Consider the following 20796-nt stretch of genomic DNA (forward strand, 5'->3'; position numbering starts at 1 on the left):
GCTCAGGAGCCCTTCGGATTGATCTCGGTGTAGTTGCCCTTGGCGTCCCACTTGTAGACGACGTAATCGATCGCCTTGATGTCGCCCTTGGCGTCGAAGGCCATCTTGCCGAGCACGGTGTCCCACTCGCCGGCCTTGATGGTGTCCATCACCTTCTTGGCGTCGGTCGAACCGGCCTTGGCGACGGCCTGCGTCCAGACCTGCATCGCGGCGTAGGTGTAAAGCGTGTAGCCCTCGGGGTCGATGTTCTTGGCCTTGAACTTCTCGACGATCGCCTTCGCGGTCGGCTTGTTGCGCGGGTCGGGGCCGAAGGTGAACAGCGTGCCTTCGGCGGCGGGGCCGGTGATCGAGGCGAATTCCTTGTCGTTCATGGCATCGCCGGCCATCAGCACGGTCTGCAGGCCCTGGTCGCGCATCTGGCGCAGGATCAGGCCGGCTTCCTGATGGTAGCCGCCGACATAGACCAGATCGATGTTGTCGCGCTTCAGGCGCGAGACGATCGAGTTGAAGTCCTTGTCGCCCTTGTTGTAGGACTCGAACATCTTCTCCTGGAAGCCGGCCTTGTTCAGCGCCTTCTTGGTCTCGTCGGCGAGGCCTTTGCCGTAGGTGGTCTTGTCGTTCAGGATCGCGACGTTCTTGCCCTTGTAATTCTTCATGATGTAGTCGGCTGCGACCAGGCCCTGCTGGTCGTCACGGCCGCAGACGCGCGCCACGTTCCAGAGCTTGCGCTCGGTGAACAGCGGGTTGGTCGAGGCCGGGGTGATCTGCAGCACGTTGGCGTCGGCATAGGCCTCGGAGGCCGGGATCGAGGACGACGAGCAGAAATGGCCGGCCACGAACGGGATCTTCGAAGAGCCGATCTTTTCCGCGATCGAGCGCGCCTGCTTCGGATCGCAGGCGTCGTCGTCAGCTTCCAGCGCGAGCTTCTTGCCGAGCACGCCGCCGGCGGCGTTGATGTCGGCGACCGCCTGCTCGGCGCCGTTCTTCATCTGCCGGCCGAAAGCGGATTCGGAGCCCGTCATCGGGCCCGCGACGGCGATGGTGATGTCTTGCGCGAACGCGCTCGCCGATAATGCGAACGAAGCGCCAAGTGCCAGGCCGATCAGCTTCAGTGATTTCATGAGACGTCCCTCGTGGTCGTTGCCTCTTGCGGAAGGGCCCGGCACGCCGGGCCCCAAAACCGCGGGCATTCTCAGCTGATTTCGCGGCGAAGTCACCGGCAATTTTCAGGCAAATCGACGCTGCATCCGCCGCGTCTTGCTTGCGGGGACGGCACGGAACGTCAAGCTAGCCGCGGCGGCCGCCTTCCAGATAGGCGGCGCGGATTTCCGGGCGCTGCAGCAATTCGGCGCCGGTTCCGGCCAGCGTGATCAGCCCGTTGACCATGACATAGCCGCGATGGGCGAGCTTCAGCGCATGGTTGGCGTTCTGCTCCACGATCAGCACGGTGAGGCCGTCCTGCCGGTTCAGCGTGCGGATGGCGTCGAAGATCTGCCGCGCGATCAGCGGCGCGAGCCCGAGCGAGGGCTCGTCCAGCATCAACAGCCGCGGCCGGCTCATCAGGGCGCGGCCGATCGCCAGCATCTGCTGCTCGCCGCCCGACAGCGTGCCGCCGCGTTGTGCGACGCGTTCCTTCAGGCGCGGGAACAGCGCGAACACCCGCTCCAGCCCGGCTGCGCGCTCGGCCTCGCTGCATTCGGTGGCATCGGCGCCCATCTGCAGGTTTTCCGCGACGCTCATGCGCGGAAAGATCCGCCGGCCCTCCGGCGATTGTGCGATGCGCAGCCGCGCGATCTCGTGGGTCGGCACGCCGGTGATGTCACGGCCGTCGAACTCGATGGCGCCGGCGCGGGCGCGCGGCCTGCCGAAGATCGTCATCATCAGCGTCGACTTGCCGGCGCCGTTGGCGCCGATCAGGGCGACGATCTCCCCGCGATTGATCTCGATATCGACGCCCTTCAGCGCCTCGATCTTGCCATACGCCGCGCGCACGCCGCGCACCGCGAGCAGGGGTGTCGTTGCCTGTGCCGCGCTCACGTGCCGCTCTCCATCACGGCGATCGCCTCTTCCTCGTCGGCGCCGAGATAGGCGGCGATCACCTTGGGGTCGTCGCGCACCGTCTGCGGCGTGCCTTCGGCGATCTTGACGCCGTAATCCATGACCACGACGTGATCGGAGATCTCCATCACGACCGACATGTCGTGCTCGATCAGGAGGATCGAGGTGCCCTGTTCGTTGCGGATCGACAGCAGCAGCTCGTTGAGCCCGCCGCTCTCGCGCGCGTTCAGACCGGCCGCCGGCTCGTCGAGACAGAGCAGCACCGGTTCAGTGCACATCGCGCGCGCGATCTCGAGCCTGCGCTGGTCGCCATAGGGCAGATTTCCCGCGGCATCGTCGGCGCGGTCGAGCAGGCCGACGCGCGCGAGCCAGGTCCGCGCCAGATCGATGGCGCGCTGCTCGGCCTCGCGCCAGGACGGCAGGCCGAGCAGCCCGAGCAGGGTCAGGCCCGAGGCGCGCATCAGCGCGTTGTGCTGGGCGACCATCAGATTTTCCAGCGCGGTCATGCCGGGAAACAGCCGGATGTTCTGGAAGGTGCGCGCCACCTTGGCCTGCTTGGAGATGCGGAAATCGTTCAGCCGCTCGAGCTGGATGGTGCGGCCGTCGTCATGGGCGAGGCGGATCGCGCCCCCGCTCGGCCGGTAGAACCCGGTGATGCAGTTGAACACGGTGGTCTTGCCGGCGCCGTTCGGCCCGATCAGCGCGGTGATCTTGCGCCGCTCGGCCGCAAAGGACAGCTCGTTGACCGCGACGATGCCGCCGAAGCGCATCATCAGGCGGTCGACGGTGAGGATGGGGTCGCCGCTCATCCGTGGCCCTCCTTGACGAGGTCGGACGAGATCGCCTGGTTGCGTTCCAGGAACACGGTCGGCGCGCGATGGCCGATCAGCCCGCGCGGCCGCCAGATCATCAGCAGCACCATCGCCATGCCGAACACCAGCATGCGGTATTGATCGAGGCCGCGGAACAGCTCGAAGCCGCCGATCATGGTCAGCGCGGCGAGCGCCACGCCAAGCTGCGAGCCCATGCCGCCGAGCACCACAATCGCCAGCACCAGCGCCGATTCCTGGAAGGTGAAGGATTCCGGGCTGATGAAGCCCTGCCGGGTGGCGAAGAACGCGCCGGCGAGGCCGCCGAACATCGCGCCGGTCGCGAACGCCGTCAGCTTGGTGGTCGTGGTGTTGATGCCGAGCGCGCGGCAGGCGACCTCGTCCTCGCGCAACGCTTCCCAGGCGCGGCCGATCGGCAGCCGCCGTAGCCGGATCGTCACCCAGTTGGTGATCAGCGCCATCGCCAGGATCAGATAGAACAGGAAGACGAGGCGGTGGGTCGGCGAGAATTCGATGCCGAGCTTGGCGGCGAGCCCGTCGTCACCCGCCGTCAGCGGAATGCCGAACATGGTCGGGCGGGGAATTCCCGAGACGCCGTTGGGGCCGCCGGTCAGGCTCTGCCAGTTGATGATGACGAGGCGGATGATCTCGCCGAAGGCGAGCGTCACGATCGCAAGATAGTCGCCGCGCAGCCGCAGCACCGGGAAGCCGAGCAGCACGCCCCAGAACGCCGCCAGGATGCCGGCAAGCGGCAGGCAGACCCAGAACGACAATCCGAAATTGGTCGCAAGCAACGCATAGGAATAGGCGCCGACCGCGTAAAACGCGACATAGCCGAGGTCGAGCAGGCCGGCGAGGCCGACCACGACGTTCAATCCCCATCCCAGCATCACATAGGTCAGGACCAGGATCGACAGGTCGAGAATGTAGCGCTGGTTGTAGAAGATGACAGGCACGAGGAAGGTGAACACCAGGAGCGCCGGCGCCAGCCAGCGGCCGGCGAACGACATCGCCGATTGCACCGGCTTCGGCACGATGCGGTCCTTGTCGACCGGTCCCCACCATTGCCGCAGCAACTCGACGACGATGCTGCCGCCGAACACGGTAGCGACAAGGGCTGCGAGGTCGCCGAACCGCGTCCAGTAGATCAAGCCGCCCTGCGGCCCGGCCTCGGTGCGAATGCCGATCATCAGCGAGAACAGCACCAGCGCGACAAGGGCGCTGATCAGGGCCTTCTTGAGAATGAAGGCGCTGCCCGAGGGCTGCGCGGCGTGCGAGGGGCGGGCTGAGGTCGCGCTCACGAAGTGCCTGTCAGACTTTTTCGACTTCGGGACGGCCGAGCAGGCCGGTCGGCATGAAGATCAGCACCACGATCAGGATCGAGAACGCGGCGACGTCCTTGTACTCAACCGAGAAATAGGCCGACCAGAACGTCTCGATCAGGCCGATTGCGAGCCCGCCGAGCATCGCGCCCGGCAGCGAGCCGATGCCGCCGAGCACGGCGGCGGTGAACGCCTTGATGCCAGCGACGAAGCCCATGAAGAAATCGACCAGGCCGTAATACAAGAGATACATCATGCCTGCGACCGCGGCGAGCGCGGCGCCGATCACGAAGGTCATCGAGATGGTGTAGTCGACGTCGACGCCGAGCAGCGCGGCCATGGTCTGGTCCTGCTCGCAGGCGCGCATGTCGCGTCCGAGCCGGGTGCGCGAGACCAGCCAGGTGAACAGCGCCAGCACGACGATGGTGGCGAGCACGACCATGATCTGGATGTTGGAGAGCTGCACGGCGAAGCCCGACGAGCCTTCATGCAGCGTGTAGCCGCCGGTGATGATCGGCGGCACCGGCTTCACCCGCGCGCCCTGCGACACCTGTGAGAAATTGGTCAGCACGAATGACATGCCGATCGCCGAGAGCATCGGCGCCAGGCGGAATGAATGCCGCAGCGGCCGGTAGGCGATGCGCTCGATGGTCCAGCCGTAGAGCGCCGTGATCGCCATCGAGACCAGCAGCACGATCAGCAGGATCAGGGGGATCGCGGTGAGGCCGAGCGACACCAGCACCAGGAACGAGATCAGCGCGATGAAGCCGCCGATCATGAAGATGTCGCCATGGGCGAAGTTGATCATGCCGACGATGCCGTAGACCATCGTGTAGCCGATGGCGATCAGGCCGTAGATCGAACCGAGCACGAGGCCGTTGATCAATTGCTGGGCGAAATAATCCATACGCTGCCGTCAGAGCCTGTTCGGTTGAGAACCGACCAGGCTCTCGTGTTGATCTGGACGCGCTTTCTTCACGCGAACCGGTTCCCACTTCGCTCGAAAACGCTACGTCGAGGGTGACGCGGCGAGGGCCCCGGCAGCCTGATCCGTCGCGTCGTGTCGTTTTCTAACAGTGGAACCCCGGCCGCGGCAACAGCGTGGCAGCAGCAGAAAGGGCTTGTACATAACTAGTTTGGCGGATGCGGTTCCGATGTCACAGGGCCGACATGGCCTTGCCTTGCAATGATCACGCCGGAACCCGTGTTCCCCGAGCAACCGCGCTTCCGACGCGCGCGTTGTCCCCAGCTTGATGAAAGCAAGGGAGTAGCTGAATGAGCAACCCAAATCAGAATCCGGGACAGCCGAACCAGAACCCCAATCAGAAGCCCGGCCAGCAGCAGCAGGGCGGCGGCCAGAAGCCCGGCCAGCAACAGCAGGATCAGGGCCGGCAGGGTCAGAAGCCCAATCCGGAGCGCTAATTCGGACAATTGAGCCGAACTAGCAGGGAGGCCTCGCCGAAAGGCGAGGCCTCCCTTGTTCAGGCTGGACCCTTTTCGCTTGGGCTGTCTTGTTCAGGCCAACTGGTCGGCGAAGCGGCCGCGGAAGGCGTACGAACCGAAATGCGTGAGCTCGCTTCGAAGGTCGAGCCAGATTTCGCCGCCGAGATCGATCCAGCGCCGGCAGAACGCGTAATCTTCGGACAGATACTCGCCGGTTGTCTTGTCGATCATGCATTCGAACAGCGAGACGCGGTCGAGGTCGGCGCGAACCAGGTCGCCGGTGTTCAAGTCGTTGCTTTTGTGGTTCGCCCGATATTTGAGTTCGGGATGGGCGTCGCACAGCCTGACGAGGGCGGATCGCTTCATCATGAGAAAGCCGGTTCCGGCATATCGGACCTTGGCGAAGCCGTCGCCGCGAGATGTGATCTGGTCGCCCTCCCATGTGACGACATAGTCCAGCGAGGATGACGCGAGGTTCTTGCGCTTGGCGTCCGCAGCCCGCTGCACCTTTGCCCAATCGATGTGCTTGAGCGGATAGGCCGCGGCGGAAACGTCGGTGCCGCAATCCAGCAGCCGGAACACGGACTCGGGTTCGAACCCGATATCGGCATCGATGAACAGGAGATGGCTGGCGCCGGATGCAAGGAATTGGTGGGCCAGTTCGTTCCGGGCGCGGACGATCAGCGATTCGTTTCCGATCAGATGAAACTGGATGTCGATGCCCCGGGCGGTGGCCGCAGCTTGAAGCTTCAGGGCGGACAACACATAGGCCATCTTCAGATCGCCGCCGTAGCAGGGCGTTGCGACGAAAACGCGCGCTCTTTCGGTCATTTTACCCCCTTTATCCCCGGCCGGCGCCGATCTTGCGCAGATCCCGGCCTCGATCCGGAATCATCGCATCGCGCTTAACCTTAACAAAGGGTTTAAATTGCTGCCGGCAATTGATCGGCGTTAGCTCGCAAGCTGAACCGTCGCCGGTCTGAAAGGCGCGGGATGCACGGGAAGCGGCAATGTCGAACAACTGGCGGATCAGCTCCTTCAACGGCGCGCTGCTTGCGGCCTATTTCATTCCGGTCTGGACCATCATCGCCTTCAGCATCATGGTGTCGCCGATCCACGGCCTCTATGAGCGGCCGAGCGTGTCGATCGCGTTCTATGCCAGCGACTATCTGCACCTCGGCAAGATGGCGACGGTGCGCCTCGCATGGCTGCTCGCGCTGGCGCGGATCACCGTGGTGGCGTTCTTCGCAGTCTTCCTCGCGATGGCCGCCTTCTCACCGCTGCGCAAGAGCAGCAGCGGCGCCGACGAGGCGCTGGCGGTGGCGCTCTGCCTCGGCAGCGTGCTGAGCTTCGCCAGCATGATGATGGCCTCCAAGGTCGGCGAGGTCGAAGCGTTGCGCATGCATGCGGCCGAGCTCCTGATGCTGCTCGGGACCGCGATCGTGATGTTGTTCGAGACTGCGCCGAAACGGGCCGTCGAGCCGCCCGTCGCCGAGGCGGGCGCGCCTGCGAGCGAGCTATCCCTTCAGCAGCCCTAGCTCGGCAATGATCGCGCCGGCTTCCTTGACGGCGTGGTTGGCCGCTGGCACGCCGCAATAGATCGCCTGCTGCAGCAGGATCTCCTTGATGTCCTCGGGCGTGAAGCCGCCCTCGGCGAGCGCGGCGCGCACATGCAGGCGGAATTCGTCCCACTGGCCGAGCGCGACCATGGTGCCGATCACAAGCACACGCCGGGTGCGGTGATCGAAATGCGGCCGGGTCCAGATGTCGCCCCACGCATAGCGCGTGATCAGGTCTTGGAAGTCGGTGTTGAACGCGTTGCGGTTCTTGATCGACTTGTCGACCCATTCATTGCCGAGCACCTTGCGGCGCTGCGTCATGCCGTCGTCGCGGCGCTGATTGTCGTCCATGGATGTCTCCTCATGAAATCGTAGCCCGGATGGAGCGCAGCGCAATCCGGGGCTTCAGCGTTGGCCGAAGGACTTGTCCCGGATTTCGCTTCGCTGCATCCGGGCTACGTGCTGATTGTGGCCCATAGAGCATCTTTCCCGGTTACGTCATTCCGGGGCGGTCCGCAGGACCGAACCCGGAATCTCGAAGTTATGGATGCGGATCGAGATTCCGGGTTCGATGCTTCGCATCGCCCCGGAATGACGATGACCGTTACCGTTGCGTCAGGAAGCCGACCACGGCCTCGGTGAAGGCGTGCGACTGCTCGACGTTGGAAATGTGCGCGGCATCGAGCAGCGTCATGCTGGCGCCGGGAATGCCGCTGCGGATCATTTCGCCTGCCGACACCGGCGTCGCCATGTCCTGCTTTCCTGCAATCACCAGGGTCGGGCTCTTGATCTTCGGCAGCAGGGCGCGCTGGTCGAGTGTCGACAGCGCCTCGCAACAGGCGAGATAGCCTTCGACCGGCGAGGCAACCAGCATCGCTTTCATGCGCGCCGCGGTCTCCGGCTCGCGCTCGCGGAAATCGGCGGTCAGCCAGCCCGCGATCACGGTATCGGCGACGGCGGCGATGCCGCCTTCCTTCACTACCTTGATGCGGTTCAGCCAGTTGGTCGGATCGGGGTAGTAGCAGGCGGTGTTGGCGAGGATGATCTTGCCGAATCTTTCCGGGGCATTCGCTCCCAGCCACTGTCCGACCATGCCGCCCATCGACAGGCCGCACCAGTGCACCTTCTCGATGTTGAGGTCGTCGAGGATCGCCAGCACGTCGCGGCCGAAGCGCTCCATGGAGTAGGGGCCCGCCGGCACGCCGGACTTGCCGTGACCGCGGCGGTCGTAGCGGATGACGCGGAACAGCTGCGTCAGCGCCCGCATCTGCGGCTCCCACATCTGCAAGGTGCAGCCGAGTGAGTTCGACAGCATCAAGGTCGGTCCGCCGTCGCGGCCGTCCACCTGGACGTTGAGCAGGCACCCGTCGGCGTTGATCATCGGCATCGTCTTGTCCCTCTCGTCATGCGCTTGCCGGGTCATCTGCGCGAACATGCGCTTCGCGCTGTTGCCCGGCAATGACATCGTCGCTATTTGTGATCCAGTGAAGCCAGCAGGCGGTCGATCAGCGCTTGCGAGGCGCCCTGATAGGCCATCGGCTCGAACAGCTCCGCGATTCGTTTCGCGTCGAGATGCGCGGTGATCTTGGCGTCCGCCGACAGCACCTCGCGCAGGTGCTTCTTCTCCGCGACCGCGCGCTTGCTGGCGGCCTCGATCAGATGATGGGCGTCGCTCTTTCCGATCTTGTCGGCGAGCGCAAAGGTGACGGCTTCCGCCATGATCAACCCTTGAGTCGCATCGAGATTGACGCGCATCCGCGCCGCATCGACCTCAAGCCCTTCGGCGAGATCGACGATGGCAGCAAGCGCGCCCGAGGTTACCAGCATCAGGCCCGGCAAGGTCGGCCATTCCGCATGCCACGGACCGGCGCTGCGCTCATGATCCTGCACCTGCGCGGCGAAGATCGTCGCGGCGAGATTCGGCGCCATGGTCGCAGCCCCCAGCGCGCTCGCGGCGGCGACCGGATTGCGCTTGTGCGGCATGGTGGAGGAGCCGCCGCGGCCGGCGCCGGCCGGCTCGAAGGCCTCGCCGACATCGGTCTGCATCATCAGCGACACGTCGCGCGCGATCTTGCCGCAGCTGCCGGCGAGGATGGCGAACACCGACGCGGCCTCGGCGATGCGGTCGCGATGGGTATGCCAGGGCGCATCCGGCAGCGGCAGATCGAGCTCTCGCGCAAGGGCGGCGGCGACCGCCAGCCCCTTATTGCCGAGCGCGGCGAGCGTCCCGGCGGCGCCGCCGAATTGCAGCGCCAGCGTCTCGCGGCGCAGGCGCAGCAAGCGCTTGCGGGAGCGATGCAGCGCCGCGGCATATTCGGCGAGTTTGAGGGCGAACGGCATCGGCAGCGCATGCTGCAGCCAGGTCCGCGCCACCACGGCGGTGTTGCGATGGGCGCGCGCAAGCCCGGCGAAGCCAGCGACGGCGCGGTCGAGGTCGGCCAGCAGCGCGTCGATCCCCGCACGCAACGACAGCATGGTCGCGGTGTCGATGACGTCCTGGCTGGTCGCGCCCCAATGCACGTAGCGCGCCGCCTCGGCGTCCGCCCTGGCGACATTGGCGGTCAGGGCCTTCACCAGCGGGATCGCCAGATTGCCGGACCGCGTCGCGGCGTCGGCCAGCGCGGCCAGGTCGAATGATTCGGCCTTGCAGGCGGCGCCGATTGGTCCTGCGCCAGCTGCGGGAATCACCCCGCAGGCCACCTCGGCGCGGGCCAGCGCGGCCTCGAAATCCAGCATGTTCTGCAGCGTAGCGGCGTCGTTGCACACCGCGCGCATCGCGGCGCTCGACAGCATCGGCGCAAGCAGGGGAGAAAGGGCTGTGCTCATGGCCGGCGACCTAACCACTGTCGCGCGTCGATGCCAATGCCCCGGGGCTGCCTGCATTTTCAACACCGGGGATTGCGCGATTTCGTGAACGATCGGCTTGGCTTGCTGCGGTTGCGAATATGCATCGCTCATCCTCCGAAGGTGCCCTTTCCTTTGCGCCCCGGCTGCTTTACTTGGGGGAAAAGGTTCTAGCGATCGAGGAGATCCCCCATGGCCATGACAATGACCGGCGAAGTCCAGCTTGCAGCGCCGCGCCAGGCTGTGTGGGACAAGCTCAACGATCCCGAAGTGTTGAAGGCCTGCATTCCCGGCTGCGAAGAGCTGGAGAAGACCGACGAGGGCGGCTTCCGCGCCACCGCCAAGATGAAGGTCGGCCCGGTCTCCGCCCGCTTCAAGGGCAAGGTCACCTTGAGCGATCTCGACCCGCCGAACGGCTACAAGATCTCAGGCGAAGGCGAGGGCGGGGTCGCCGGCTTTGCCAAGGGCGGCGCCACCGTGGGCCTTGCAGACAAGGATGGCGGTACGCTTCTGAGCTACAATGTGGAGGCGCAGATCGGCGGCAAGCTCGCCCAGCTCGGCCAGCGCCTGATCAACGGCGCCGCCAAGAAGCTGGCCGATGAATTCTTTGCAAATTTCGCCAAGGCGGTGCAGGGTTAGCCTCGCCTTTCGGCTGGATTATTCAGGTCCGGCCATGTCCTGGATGGGTGGCTCGAAAGGTTGCCCATCGCGGGGCGCGCCCATATTATGCCGTCTGGAATGATTTAAAACCGCCTGCTTCGCCGATATGCGGTGGCGCAGATAAGAGAGTGCTGATGGCCAAGATTTCAATGATCGTGAACGGCAACCCCGTGAACGCGAATGTCGACCCCCGTACCCTTCTGGTCCAGTTTCTGCGCGAAAACCTGCGGCTGACAGGCACCCATGTCGGCTGCGACACCTCGCAGTGCGGCGCCTGCGTCGTGCATCTGGACGGCAGGGCGGTGAAATCCTGCACGACGCTTGCGGTGATGGCCGACGGTCACGAGGTCAAGACCATCGAGGGGCTGGCGGCCGATGGCGCGCCGCTGCATCCGATGCAGGAGGCCTTCCGCGAGCATCACGGCCTGCAGTGCGGCTTCTGCACGCCGGGCATGATCATGACCGCGGTCGACCTGGTCCATCGCAAGGGCCACGAGCTCTCCGACGAGGTGATCCGCGAGGAGCTGGAAGGCAATCTGTGCCGCTGCACCGGCTACCAGAACATCGTTGCTTCGATCGCCGCCGGCGCCAAGGCGATGGCGAAGTCGGACCTCGCCTAGTCAGCAATTCACCGCGAGCGCGATCAGGACATTCCAATGTACGAATTCAAATATCACCGTCCCGGCACCGTGCGGCAGGCCGCCAATTTGCTGGTGAAGAACGAGGACGCCAAGCTGATTGCCGGCGGTCACACGCTGGTGCCGGTCATGAAGCAGCGGCTCGCCAGCCCGCCGCATCTGGTCGATCTCTCCCACATCGAAGGTCTCGATACGATCGAGATGAAAGGCCGCTCGCTGGTCATTGGCGCCACCGCCAAGCATGCCGAAGTCGCGAACTCCGCGGTCGTGGGCGAGGCGATCCCGGCGCTGGCCGAGCTTGCCGGCCTGATCGGCGATCCCGCCGTGCGCCACCGCGGCACCATCGGCGGCTCGCTCGCCAACAACGACCCGACCGCCGACTATCCGGCCGCGGTGCTGGCGCTGGGCGCGACCATCGTCACCAACAAGCGCCGCCTCAAGGCCGAGGAATATTTCCAGGGCCTGTTCTCGACCGCGCTGGAGGCCGACGAGATCATCACCAAGGTGATGTTCCCGGTGCCGAAGAAGGCGGCCTACGTCAAGTTCCGCAACCAGGCCTCGCGTTATGCGTTGGTTGGCGTGTTCGTGGCCAAGCGTCCGTCCGACGTGCGCGTCGCGGTCACCGGTGCGGGCTCCGACGGCGTCTTCCGCGTCACTGCGTTCGAGGACGCGCTGAAGAAGCGCTTCTCGCACAAGGTGCTCGACGGCATCGCAGTTTCGGCTGACGGGCTGAACAGCGACCTGCACGGCAGTGCAGAATACCGCGCGCATCTGATCGGCGTTTTGACGCGCCGGGCGGTGGAAGCCGCGAACGCCAAGGACTAAGTACCAAGGCGTGACTTTGCTGACCTCTGTTCGAAGACTGGCTGTTCCATGAGTGCATCGGCGTTACCCACTTCCGTCGATGCGCTCGAGGATCTCCTGACCTCGCGCGGCTACCTCGCCGAGCGGTCGCTCGCGACCGTGACGTATCTCGCGCTGCGGATGGGCCGGCCGCTGTTCCTCGAAGGCGAGGCCGGTGTCGGCAAGACCGAGATCGCAAAAGTGCTGTCGGCGGCGCTCGGGCGCAAGCTGATCCGCCTGCAATGCTATGAAGGCCTCGACGTCGCCTCCGCGGTCTACGAGTGGAGCAGTGCGGCGCAGATGATCGCGATCCGCCTTGCGGAGGCTTCCGGCGATACCGATCGCGACCAGCTCGCCAGCGACATTTTCGCCGAACGCTTCCTGATCAAGCGGCCGCTGCTGCAGGCGCTCGAGCCCGATGTCGCGGGTCCTCCGGTGCTGCTGATCGACGAGCTCGACCGCGCCGACGAGGCGTTCGAGGCGTACCTGCTGGAAATCCTCAGCGACTTCCAGGTCACGATTCCCGAGCTCGGCACCGTGAAGGCGCCGGCGCCGCCGATCGTGATCATCACCTCGAACCGCACGCGCGAGATTCATGACGCGCTGAAGCGGCGCTGTCTCTATCACTGGGTTGATTATCCCACAGCCGAGCGCGAGCTTGCGATCGTCAAGTCGCGGGTGCCGAACATCTCCGCCAAGCTGTCGCAGCAGGTCGTCCGCTTCGTGCAGGCGCTGCGCAACCAGGATTTCTACAAGTCGCCGGGCGTCGCCGAGACCATCGACTGGGCCACCGCGCTGTCCGAGCTCGACGCCCGCTCTCTGACCCCGCAGGTCGTCGGCGACACGCTGGGCGCGCTCTTGAAGTATCAGGACGACATCGCGCGCATGCAGGGCGATGCGTTGCAGAAGACATTGAAGGAAGCGACGAGCGACTAGCCGTCATTCCGGGGCACGCGAAGCGTGAACCCGGAATCTCGCGCCGCAATCTCCAGATTCCGGATCCGCACTTCGTGCGGTCCGGAATGACGAGGCCAAACAACAATGGCGATCAACCACCTCGCGCCTCCGACCGGCCACATGGCCGACAACGTGATTGGCTTTGCCCGCGCGCTGCGGGCGGCCGGGCTTCCCGTCGGGCCGGGCTCGGTGATCGATGCGCTCGACGCGCTGCAGCTGATCGAGGTCGGCCACCGCTCCGATTTCTACGCCACGCTGGAAGCGATCTTCGTCAAGCGCCACGAGCACGCGCTGATCTTCCGCCAGGCCTTTATGCTGTTCTTCCGCGCCGCCGAGGAGTGGAAGAGCATGCTGGATTCGGTGCCGCTGCCGGACCACGCCAGGAAGAAGCCGCCGCCGGCCTCGCGCCGCGTCCAGGAGGCGATGGCGCAGCCGGCGCGGAGCGAGGAGCGCCCGCAGGCCCAGGAGCAGGAGCTCAAGCTCTCGGTCTCCGACAAGGAGATCCTGCAGAAGAAGGATTTTGCGCAGATGACCGCGGCGGAGATCGCCGAGGTGACGCGCGAGATCGCCAAGATGCGGCTGCCGCAGGCCGAGCTCGTGACCCGCCGCTACCAGCCGGATGCGCGGGGCCTGCGGCTCGACATGCGCCGCACCGTGCGCAACTCGCTGCGCACCGGCGGCGAGATCATCGACATCCGAAAGCTCGGCCGGATCGAGAAGCCGGCGCCGATCGTGGCGTTGCTCGATATCTCCGGCTCGATGAGCGAGTACACCCGCCTGTTCCTGCACTTCCTGCACGCCATCACCGACGCCCGCAAGCGGGTCTCGGTGTTCCTGTTCGGTACCCGCCTGACCAATGTGACGCGCGCGTTGCGGGAGCGTGACCCCGACGAAGCGCTGGCGAATTGCTCGTCCGCGGTCGAGGACTGGGCCGGCGGGACGCGGATCGCGACCTCGCTGCACAGCTTCAACCAGCTCTGGGCCCGCCGGGTGCTCGGGCAGGGCGCCATCGTCCTCCTTATATCCGATGGACTAGAACGGGAGGCTGATGCCAAACTGGCCTTCGAGATGGACCGATTGCACCGTTCCTGCCGCCGCCTGATCTGGCTCAATCCGCTGCTGCGCTACTCCGGCTTTGAGGCCAAGGCGCAGGGCATCAAAATGATGTTGCCCCACGTTGACGAATTTCGCCCGGTGCATAACTTGACGTCCATCGAGGGCTTGATCGGGGCGCTGTCATCCCCGCCGCCGGCGCACCACCGCAGCCTGATCCGCTCCGTAGCCTAAGAAGCCTGACCCGATAGCAGGAGGCCACCATGCTGAACCGCGACGAAGACATCCTGCAGGCCGCCGAGACCTGGCAGAAGGAGGGCCATGGCGTGGCGCTTGCCACCGTGGTCGAGACCTGGGGCTCGGCGCCGCGCCCGGCCGGCTCGAGCCTGGTCATCAATGACGACGGCACCTTCCTCGGCTCGGTCTCCGGCGGCTGCGTCGAGGGCGCCGTCGTGACGGAAGCGCTCGACGTCATCGCGAGCGGCCAGCCAAAGATGCTTGAATTCGGCGTTGCCGACGAGACGGCCTGGAATGTCGGCCTGTCCTGCGGCGGCACCATCCGCGTCTTCGTCGAGAAGGTTGGTTAGCCGTGAAACTCGAGATCCTGAAAGAGCTGAACGCCGAGCGCGCCGCGCGCCGCCCGGTGATCATCGTCACCGACACCGCCAATGGCGATCAGCGTCTGGTCAAGGCCGCGGACATCGCCGCCGATCCGCTGCGCGCCGAGCTTTCAAAGCAGCTGTGGATGGGCAAGAGCGGCAATGTCGAGGTCGGGACCAAGAAGCTGTTCCTCAATGTCTACGCGCCGACCGCAAAGCTCGTGATCATCGGCGCGGTCCATATCAGCCAGGCGCTGGCGCCGCTGGCGCGCTCGCTCGACTATGACGTCACGGTGGTCGATCCGCGCACCGCGTTTGCGAGCCCGGAGCGCTTCCCCGACGTGCCGCTGGTCGCCGAATGGCCCGACGTCGCACTGCCGCCGCTCAACGTCGATCACTACACCGCCTTCGTCGCGGTGACGCATGATCCGAAGATCGACGATCCGGCGCTGCTGCACGCCTTCGACCGCAACTGCTTCTATATCGGCGCGCTCGGATCGCGAAAGACCCACGCCAAGCGCGCCGAGCGGCTGCGCGCGCAGGGCGCCAGGGACAGCGACATCGCGCGCATCCACGCGCCGATCGGCCTCGATATCGGCGCGGTGTCGCCGTCGGAGATCGCGGTCGCGATCATGGCCGAGATCACCGCGCAGCTGCGCTTGCCCCCCAAAGAAAAAGAAGAAGCGGCATGAAATTCGGTCCCGCCAGTCCGGCCGACGCGATTGGCGGCGTCACCGTGCATACCCTCCGCCAGGGCGCGCTGGTGCTCAAGAAGGGCACCACGATCGGCCTTGCCGAGGTCGAGGCGCTGACCAAGGCGGGCGTCGACGAGATCGTCGTGGTGCGGCTCGACGAGGGCGACGTCTCCGAGGACGCCGCGGCCGCCAGCATCGCGCAGGCGGTGGCCGGCGACGGCGTCAACGTCGAGCGCGCCTTCACCGGCCGCGCCAATCTGTTCGCGGCCCGTCCCGGTGTGCTGGTGATCGATCGCGCCGCGGTCGACCGTATCAACGACGTCGACGAGGCCATCACCTTCGCAACGCTCGCCGCGTTCAAGCCGGTGGTCGAAGGCGAGATGATCGCGACCGTCAAGCTGATCCCGTTCGGCGTCGAGGGGCGCTTACGCGATGCCGCCGTCGCGGTCGCCGGCAAGGATACGCTGCGGATCGCGCCCTATGTGATCCAGAAGGTCGGCGTGGTCTCGACGCTGCTGCCGGGTCTTGCGCCGAAGGTGATCGACAAGACGCTGCGCGTCACCGCCGAGCGGCTCGCGCCGGCCGGCGCCACCATCATCGCCGAGCGCCGCGTGCCGCATGACGAGACGGTGCTCGCCGCCTCGATCAAGGAATTGCTCGGCTTAGGGGCCGAGCTCGTCATCGTGTTCGGCGCGTCCGCGATCGCCGACCGTCGTGATGTCATTCCTGCTGCAATCACCGAGATCGGCGGCGCGGTCGAGCATTTCGGCATGCCGGTCGATCCGGGCAATCTGCTGCTGATCGGCAGCGCCGGCGGCGTGCCGGTCCTGGGCGCGCCAGGCTGCGCGCGCTCGCCGGTCGAGAACGGCTTCGACTGGGTCTTGATGCGGCTGCTCGCCGGCATCAAGGTGACGCGATCGGATCTCACCGGCATGGGCGTCGGCGGCCTGTTGATGGAGATCGTGACGCGGCCGCAGCCGCGCACGGTGCCGGACACCGAAGGCAACCGCAACGTCGCCGCGATCCTGCTTGCCGCCGGCCGCTCGACCCGGATGGGCGGCCCGAACAAGCTGCTCGCCGAGCTCGACGGCAAGAAGCTCGCGCGCATCGTCGCCGAGCAGGCGCTGGCCTCGAAGGCTTCCGAGGTGATCGTGGTCACCGGGCATCAGGCCGAGCTGGTCGAGCAGGCGCTCGATGGCCTCAAGGTCAAATTCGTCCGCAACCCGGATTTCGCCGGCGGCCTCGCCAGCTCGGTGAAGGCGGGCATTGCGGCGGTGTCCGACAGCGCCGACGGCGCGATCGTCTGCCTCGGCGACATGCCGCTGATCGATGCGAAGCTGATCGATCGCCTGATCGAGACCTTCGCGCCGGACCGCGGCCATCTGATCGCGGTCCCGGTCAGTGAGGGCCGCCGCGGCAATCCGGTGCTGTGGTCGCGGCGCTTTTTCAAGGAGCTGATGACGCTCGACGGCGACATCGGCGCGCGTCACTTGATCACCAAGCATGCCGAGGTAGTCGCCGAGGTCCCGGTCGACGGCGACAGCGCCTTCCTCGACATCGACACGCCGCAGGCGCTGGAAGCGGCAAGACAGGGCTGAACATTCTCCGCGTCGTCCCGGCGAAGGCCGGGACCCATTACCACCAATCGTTGTTGTTGGTGGGACAGCGGCCAGAGCCTCGCGCAATCATCACCATCGGTGGCTATGGGTCCCGGCCTTCGCCGGGACGACGAGTGGATAGAATTCGCTCTCAACCCGTCATTCACCATCTGGAAACGACCCCTGCGTACAGTCCGCGCCGGGCTTTGGGGGATTTCCGCTTGATCATTTCGACCGCCGTCGCGCAGCGTCGCGCGTTGACGATTCTCGTCCTGACATTGCTGCTCGGCGCCACGCGTTTCTCCGTGGAAACCTTCGTGCCCAAGGCGCGCGCGGCCGGCGCGTTCGCGGTCGGCAAGTGCGGGGCCTATGGCCAGGCCTACGACTATCCGGCGGAAGGCGCGGCGCGCGCCGCCGCGCTGAAGCAGTGCAAGGGCGATTGCACCACCGTCACCATGAAGCGGGCCTGCGCCGCGCTCTCGATCGACATGAAGAATCCCTGCGGCGCCCATGGCTATGCCGTGGCGCCGAAGATCTCGAGCTCGCTCAATGCCGCGACCAGGAAGTGCTACGACTATGGCGGCAAGGAATGCGTGATCCGCGCCTGGGCCTGCGACGCCAAGGGGTAAGGCAGTCGCCGCAATCCGCCTGGTGGGCAAAGCGCGCTGCCGAGTTCAGACGGCGCCATAAAAGTGCCGGTATTGCCAGGCGGCGTCGCGCTCCAATTGGTCTTCGGACCACGATTGGTCTTTGAACCGCATGACCGACATCGGCGATAGATCGATGGGCGGCTTGCCGTCCACGATCCAGGCCGCAAGCGCCTCGCCGACGGTCGGCGAGATCGACAGACCGGCGACGTTGCACCCGCTCGCAAAATAGAAGCCGGTCACGCCGGCGGCCGGACCGAGAATATGATGGCCGTCGGCGGTCATCGTCGGAATGCCGCCGCGAAACTCCCGCACCTTGGCGGTTTGCAGGAACGGGAGCTGGTCCTTGACCTCATCGGCGGCTGCATGAAGCACGCCGATATCGAGCGGCATGTCCTTGACGTCGAAGCCGGCCCCAAGCGACTGCATATCGAAGAAGCGCGGCGTTTCCTCGTAGACACCCCACAGGAAGCCGCCCTGACATGGGCGGGCATACACCGCAGCGTCCATGATGCGGATCATCGGCAGGTCGGCACGGACGCCATCCAAAGGCTCGGTGACGATCAACTGCTGCCGGGTCGGCACCAGCGGCACGCGGATCCCGCTCGCCTCCGCGACCTGCCGCGTCCACGCGCCGGCCGCATCGACGACAACCGGACTTTCAATGACGCCGTTCGCGGTGGTCAGGCCGATCACGGTGCCGCCGACGATGTTGACGGCGCGCACGTCGGTCTTCGGCAGCAAGATTGCACCGTTGGCCGCCGCGGCTGTGGCGAAACCGACGGCAACCTGCGCCGGGTCGAAATACCGGTCGTCGCCGATCCGCATCGCCGCAACGACGCCCGTCGGCTGCAAGAACGGATTGAGACTGCTCGCCTCTTGCGGAGAGATCAGTTCGACGTCGAGGCCGGTGCGGCGTCCGCGCGCGAAATCGTCCTCGATCACTTCGGCGTCCTGTGGCCGGCGCGCAATCTTGAGGCTGCCCGAATGCACCCAGTCGAGCGGCTGGCCGGTTTCTTCCGTGAACGCCTCGATCTTGCGGCATGCGTCCTTGATGAGGCCAATCATCAAGTCGCTCTTGCGCGCACAACTCACCATGCCTGCCGCGCGGGGCGAGGTTTGCGATCCGATCTCATGCTTGTCGACAAGGGCGACGCTGAGACCTCCACGCTTGCTCAGGTAATAGGCTGTGGCCGCGCCCAATCCGCCCGAACCAATAACAACAACATCGGCCTTGCTGATCATGATGCAATGCCCTGAAATATGCTGATGGTCATCGAACGCCCGAAGCCTACTACGCGGCGCAGGAGCTGACTATCGCTTTCCGTCCCGGCAGGGATTGGGCCCTTGCGACGTGGCACGACTAGCGGTCGACGTGTGGGTTGAGCTTCTTCGCCGCAGCGATATCAGCTTCGCCAGCCGCGACGTCGCCCTTCAGGCGGGCAGGGTCCGCCCGTGGGTTGCTCAAGAAACTAACGTCAGCGCCTGGCGGGCAGATGAGGGATGCGCGGTCAGAACTGGCGTTTGTCGTCAACCTGCGGATAGATTTATCGCCATGCAGTTCGACACCAAGATCGCGGTCGTGATCCGCACCGACTTGGAAGTCTGGCAGAAGCTCAACGTGGCGTCGTTTCTTGCCGGCGGCATCGCGGCTTCCTTCCCCGAATGTATCGGCGAGAATTACCAGGACGGGTCGGGGACCAGATATCTCTCTTTGATCGGCCAGCCGATCCTGATCTACGGCGCCGACGGGCCCGCGCTGTCGCGGGCGCTGGAGCGCGCGCTGGCGCGCAACGTGCAGCCGGCGCTCTACACCGAGGACATGTTCAAGACCACGCATGACGCCGCCAACCGCGAGGTGGTGAGGGCGGTCGCGCGCAGCGAGCTCAACCTGGTCGGCCTCGCTATTCGCGCCGAGCGCAAGGTGGTCGACAAGATCCTCGATGGGCTGAAGTTTCACACCTAGCGGACAGCGCGCGTGTGCGGTCCGGCGCTTATCGGCTCGCCTCCTTGTCCGGCATGATCTGCAGCAACGGCGTCGGCGCAATCGATATCTGGCCGGTGAATGGTCGATCATGCGCGGCAATCAGCAGAACCGATGTGGCCACGCCGGTCGCGAATAGTCCCATCGCGATGGCGGATCCCAACCGGTTGTCGCAGTGAACAAGGGCAATGACCAATAGCTCGCAGATGGCCTGAAGGTAGAGGCACCACCATTTGATCGAGTCGACTTCCGTCTGGCTGACGATGATCCGTTGTCGTCGCGCATCGAGTGCCGAATTCAGATTGGTGATGATCTCGTGCTGCGTCGTCTGCTGGCCCGGGTTTTGCGCGGGCGTTGATACGACAAGCCGCAACGCCGCGGTCAGCGCAGGAGGAGCTGCCTTGAGCGATGCAGCCTGGCGCGCCATCATCGGCCATTCCACGGCGACCGTTTCCTCGACGTAGTCGCGAACGAGGCCGCGCAGGCGCGCCTCCTGCTCCGGCGGCAGGCCGCCGGCGAGCAGGATGACCGCCCGCAACGAACTGGCTTCGCGGCTCACCGCCGCGGTGGCGCGGTCGCTGTCATTCCAGACCTGTGCCGCGGTGAATGCGACAAACAGGCCGAAAAGGATGCCGAGCACCGGCAACATGCCGGGAGAGATCGATTTGAAAGACGTTGCGCGCTCCTTGGTCGACAGGATCGCAACGCCTGCGAAAATGAGAATGGCAACAAGGTAGGTGAAGCCGAAGACGATGAAGGCCATCCACGGCACAGAAAGGTTGTGTAACCAATCGCTCATTGGTGTTCCCCCAGCGGACCGCTTGTATCAAATTCCCCCCAATCTCGCCGGGGAGAGCACGAAGTGAGCCGTAGCGCATCGCGCAGGGAAAGCCGGATTGCTCCGGTTACACCTGTGGTGCCACCCCTGTGCCTTTTTGTTGCACAGGGCCCGCGGGTGCGATCGGCACCCGGCTTTCCCAGCGCCCACTGTTCCCCATAGGGCGGACATAAGCAGCAAATTCGGGCATTTGCGCCGCGAGATCGCGAATCTATGCGCACCCTGAGG

Annotated in this window: 24 protein-coding genes; 12 read left to right on the top strand and 12 right to left on the bottom strand. The window is 65.4% G+C overall.

Annotation, left to right across the window (positions count from 1 at the left end; all coding sequences use genetic code 11):
- Positions 1–2: 2 nt before the first annotated feature.
- From J2R76_RS02270 to J2R76_RS02290, 5 genes are all read right to left on the bottom strand, one after another.
- The gene (locus J2R76_RS02270) at positions 3–1121 is read right to left on the bottom strand and encodes a branched-chain amino acid ABC transporter substrate-binding protein (protein ID WP_028339917.1); all 1119 of its coding nucleotides are present in this window, start codon (positions 1119–1121) and stop codon (positions 3–5) included.
- A gap of 166 nt (positions 1122–1287) precedes the next feature.
- Entirely contained in the window at positions 1288–2037 is a 750-nt protein-coding gene (locus J2R76_RS02275) for an ABC transporter ATP-binding protein (protein WP_018272406.1), read from the bottom strand.
- On the bottom strand, positions 2034–2867 hold the full coding sequence (locus J2R76_RS02280) for an ABC transporter ATP-binding protein (RefSeq protein ID WP_028336791.1): 834 nt from the start codon (positions 2865–2867) through the stop codon (positions 2034–2036). The genes J2R76_RS02275 and J2R76_RS02280 overlap by 4 nt, the downstream gene beginning before the upstream one ends.
- The gene (gene livM, locus J2R76_RS02285; RefSeq protein ID WP_057018422.1) at positions 2864–4189 is read right to left on the bottom strand and encodes a high-affinity branched-chain amino acid ABC transporter permease LivM; all 1326 of its coding nucleotides are present in this window, start codon (positions 4187–4189) and stop codon (positions 2864–2866) included. Before livM ends, J2R76_RS02280 begins: the two co-directional genes overlap by 4 nt.
- A gap of 10 nt (positions 4190–4199) precedes the next feature.
- On the bottom strand, positions 4200–5117 hold the full coding sequence (locus J2R76_RS02290; RefSeq protein ID WP_076828509.1) for a branched-chain amino acid ABC transporter permease LivH: 918 nt from the start codon (positions 5115–5117) through the stop codon (positions 4200–4202).
- A 368-nt stretch (positions 5118–5485) separates the two neighbouring features.
- Here J2R76_RS02290 and J2R76_RS02295 point away from each other — a divergent pair, with 368 nt between their 5' ends.
- Positions 5486–5632 (top strand): hypothetical protein, encoded by a 147-nt coding sequence (locus J2R76_RS02295; protein ID WP_168858023.1) that lies wholly within the window; start codon positions 5486–5488, stop codon positions 5630–5632.
- Positions 5633–5725: 93 nt separating this feature from the next.
- On the opposite strand, the gene J2R76_RS02300 is transcribed toward J2R76_RS02295, so the two are convergent.
- Positions 5726–6484, bottom strand: a complete 759-nt coding sequence (locus J2R76_RS02300; RefSeq protein WP_076828511.1) for a hypothetical protein — start codon at positions 6482–6484, stop codon at positions 5726–5728.
- A gap of 10 nt (positions 6485–6494) precedes the next feature.
- Positions 6495–6674 carry a hypothetical protein gene (locus tag J2R76_RS02305; protein WP_143270940.1) on the bottom strand — a complete coding sequence of 60 codons (180 nt, stop codon included), beginning with the start codon at positions 6672–6674 and terminating at the stop codon, positions 6495–6497.
- On the opposite strand from J2R76_RS02305, the gene J2R76_RS02310 reads away from it, so the two are divergent.
- Positions 6664–7191 carry a hypothetical protein gene (locus J2R76_RS02310; RefSeq protein ID WP_076828512.1) on the top strand — a complete coding sequence of 176 codons (528 nt, stop codon included), beginning with the start codon at positions 6664–6666 and terminating at the stop codon, positions 7189–7191. The two genes, J2R76_RS02305 and J2R76_RS02310, sit on opposite strands and share 11 nt — an antisense overlap.
- On the opposite strand, the gene J2R76_RS02315 is transcribed toward J2R76_RS02310, so the two are convergent.
- The 3 genes from J2R76_RS02315 to J2R76_RS02325 form a co-directional block, all read right to left on the bottom strand.
- Entirely contained in the window at positions 7171–7563 is a 393-nt protein-coding gene (locus tag J2R76_RS02315; protein ID WP_028339924.1) for a carboxymuconolactone decarboxylase family protein, read from the bottom strand. The genes J2R76_RS02310 and J2R76_RS02315 overlap by 21 nt on opposite strands.
- A 253-nt stretch (positions 7564–7816) precedes the next feature.
- On the bottom strand, positions 7817–8599 hold the full coding sequence (pcaD, locus tag J2R76_RS02320; RefSeq protein WP_076828562.1) for a 3-oxoadipate enol-lactonase: 783 nt from the start codon (positions 8597–8599) through the stop codon (positions 7817–7819).
- A gap of 83 nt (positions 8600–8682) precedes the next feature.
- On the bottom strand, positions 8683–10038 hold the full coding sequence (locus J2R76_RS02325) for a 3-carboxy-cis,cis-muconate cycloisomerase (RefSeq protein ID WP_253623737.1): 1356 nt from the start codon (positions 10036–10038) through the stop codon (positions 8683–8685).
- Between the two features lie 210 nt (positions 10039–10248).
- Between J2R76_RS02325 and J2R76_RS02330 the strand changes: the two genes are divergently transcribed.
- From J2R76_RS02330 to J2R76_RS02370, 9 genes are all read left to right on the top strand, one after another.
- Complete coding sequence (locus J2R76_RS02330; RefSeq protein WP_016840413.1) at positions 10249–10695, top strand: carbon monoxide dehydrogenase subunit G; 447 nt, start codon at positions 10249–10251, stop codon at positions 10693–10695.
- 155 nt (positions 10696–10850) lie between these two features.
- The gene (locus tag J2R76_RS02335) at positions 10851–11336 is read left to right on the top strand and encodes a (2Fe-2S)-binding protein (protein WP_028336799.1); all 486 of its coding nucleotides are present in this window, start codon (positions 10851–10853) and stop codon (positions 11334–11336) included.
- A gap of 36 nt (positions 11337–11372) precedes the next feature.
- The gene (locus J2R76_RS02340; protein WP_050383296.1) at positions 11373–12179 is read left to right on the top strand and encodes a xanthine dehydrogenase family protein subunit M; all 807 of its coding nucleotides are present in this window, start codon (positions 11373–11375) and stop codon (positions 12177–12179) included.
- Between the two features lie 48 nt (positions 12180–12227).
- A complete protein-coding gene (locus J2R76_RS02345; RefSeq protein ID WP_076828515.1) occupies positions 12228–13133 on the top strand; it encodes a MoxR family ATPase in 906 nt (301 codons plus the stop codon).
- Positions 13134–13238: 105 nt separating this feature from the next.
- On the top strand, positions 13239–14441 hold the full coding sequence (locus tag J2R76_RS02350) for a VWA domain-containing protein (protein ID WP_253623738.1): 1203 nt from the start codon (positions 13239–13241) through the stop codon (positions 14439–14441).
- A 29-nt stretch (positions 14442–14470) separates the two neighbouring features.
- A complete protein-coding gene (locus tag J2R76_RS02355) occupies positions 14471–14794 on the top strand; it encodes an XdhC family protein (RefSeq protein ID WP_018272401.1) in 324 nt (107 codons plus the stop codon).
- A gap of 2 nt (positions 14795–14796) precedes the next feature.
- Positions 14797–15498, top strand: coding sequence for an XdhC family protein (locus tag J2R76_RS02360; RefSeq protein WP_076828519.1), 702 nt, complete (start codon positions 14797–14799; stop codon positions 15496–15498).
- Positions 15495–17099: an NTP transferase domain-containing protein gene (locus J2R76_RS02365; RefSeq protein WP_253623739.1), complete on the top strand. Its 1605-nt coding sequence runs from the start codon at positions 15495–15497 to the stop codon at positions 17097–17099. The genes J2R76_RS02360 and J2R76_RS02365 overlap by 4 nt, the downstream gene beginning before the upstream one ends.
- Positions 17100–17377: 278 nt before the next feature.
- On the top strand, positions 17378–17728 hold the full coding sequence (locus J2R76_RS02370) for a DUF4189 domain-containing protein (protein WP_371852140.1): 351 nt from the start codon (positions 17378–17380) through the stop codon (positions 17726–17728).
- A 45-nt stretch (positions 17729–17773) separates the two neighbouring features.
- Here J2R76_RS02370 and J2R76_RS02375 read toward each other — a convergent pair whose 3' ends face one another.
- The gene (locus tag J2R76_RS02375; protein ID WP_076828522.1) at positions 17774–18991 is read right to left on the bottom strand and encodes an FAD-binding oxidoreductase; all 1218 of its coding nucleotides are present in this window, start codon (positions 18989–18991) and stop codon (positions 17774–17776) included.
- Positions 18992–19301: 310 nt separating this feature from the next.
- Between J2R76_RS02375 and J2R76_RS02380 the strand changes: the two genes are divergently transcribed.
- A complete protein-coding gene (locus J2R76_RS02380; protein ID WP_076828524.1) occupies positions 19302–19712 on the top strand; it encodes a DUF2000 family protein in 411 nt (136 codons plus the stop codon).
- Positions 19713–19740: 28 nt separating this feature from the next.
- Here J2R76_RS02380 and J2R76_RS02385 read toward each other — a convergent pair whose 3' ends face one another.
- The gene (locus tag J2R76_RS02385) at positions 19741–20529 is read right to left on the bottom strand and encodes a DUF4239 domain-containing protein (RefSeq protein WP_076828526.1); all 789 of its coding nucleotides are present in this window, start codon (positions 20527–20529) and stop codon (positions 19741–19743) included.
- Between the last annotated feature and the right edge of the window lie 267 nt (positions 20530–20796).

Origin of the sequence: Bradyrhizobium sp. USDA 4532 (genome assembly GCF_024171315.1) — a bacterium.
Classification (GTDB): Bacteria; Pseudomonadota; Alphaproteobacteria; order Rhizobiales; family Xanthobacteraceae; genus Bradyrhizobium; species Bradyrhizobium australafricanum.

Bases quoted from the DNA above. Each gene is read 5' to 3' on its own strand.
- J2R76_RS02365 (WP_253623739.1), top strand. From the start codon at position 15,495: ATGAAATTCGGTCCCGCCAGTCCGGCCGACGCGATTGGCGGCGTCACC.
- J2R76_RS02375 (WP_076828522.1), bottom strand. From the start codon at position 18,991: ATGATCAGCAAGGCCGATGTTGTTGTTATTGGTTCGGGCGGATTGGGC.
- J2R76_RS02310 (WP_076828512.1), top strand. From the start codon at position 6,664: ATGTCGAACAACTGGCGGATCAGCTCCTTCAACGGCGCGCTGCTTGCG.
- J2R76_RS02330 (WP_016840413.1), top strand. From the start codon at position 10,249: ATGGCCATGACAATGACCGGCGAAGTCCAGCTTGCAGCGCCGCGCCAG.
- J2R76_RS02345 (WP_076828515.1), top strand. From the start codon at position 12,228: ATGAGTGCATCGGCGTTACCCACTTCCGTCGATGCGCTCGAGGATCTC.
- J2R76_RS02385 (WP_076828526.1), bottom strand. From the start codon at position 20,529: ATGAGCGATTGGTTACACAACCTTTCTGTGCCGTGGATGGCCTTCATC.
- J2R76_RS02335 (WP_028336799.1), top strand. From the start codon at position 10,851: ATGGCCAAGATTTCAATGATCGTGAACGGCAACCCCGTGAACGCGAAT.
- J2R76_RS02380 (WP_076828524.1), top strand. From the start codon at position 19,302: ATGCAGTTCGACACCAAGATCGCGGTCGTGATCCGCACCGACTTGGAA.
- J2R76_RS02300 (WP_076828511.1), bottom strand. From the start codon at position 6,484: ATGACCGAAAGAGCGCGCGTTTTCGTCGCAACGCCCTGCTACGGCGGC.
- J2R76_RS02315 (WP_028339924.1), bottom strand. From the start codon at position 7,563: ATGGACGACAATCAGCGCCGCGACGACGGCATGACGCAGCGCCGCAAG.
- J2R76_RS02270 (WP_028339917.1), bottom strand. From the start codon at position 1,121: ATGAAATCACTGAAGCTGATCGGCCTGGCACTTGGCGCTTCGTTCGCA.
- J2R76_RS02350 (WP_253623738.1), top strand. From the start codon at position 13,239: ATGGCGATCAACCACCTCGCGCCTCCGACCGGCCACATGGCCGACAAC.
- J2R76_RS02340 (WP_050383296.1), top strand. From the start codon at position 11,373: ATGTACGAATTCAAATATCACCGTCCCGGCACCGTGCGGCAGGCCGCC.
- J2R76_RS02355 (WP_018272401.1), top strand. From the start codon at position 14,471: ATGCTGAACCGCGACGAAGACATCCTGCAGGCCGCCGAGACCTGGCAG.
- pcaD (WP_076828562.1), bottom strand. From the start codon at position 8,599: ATGCCGATGATCAACGCCGACGGGTGCCTGCTCAACGTCCAGGTGGAC.
- J2R76_RS02295 (WP_168858023.1), top strand. From the start codon at position 5,486: ATGAGCAACCCAAATCAGAATCCGGGACAGCCGAACCAGAACCCCAAT.
- J2R76_RS02280 (WP_028336791.1), bottom strand. From the start codon at position 2,867: ATGAGCGGCGACCCCATCCTCACCGTCGACCGCCTGATGATGCGCTTC.
- J2R76_RS02290 (WP_076828509.1), bottom strand. From the start codon at position 5,117: ATGGATTATTTCGCCCAGCAATTGATCAACGGCCTCGTGCTCGGTTCG.
- J2R76_RS02325 (WP_253623737.1), bottom strand. From the start codon at position 10,038: ATGAGCACAGCCCTTTCTCCCCTGCTTGCGCCGATGCTGTCGAGCGCC.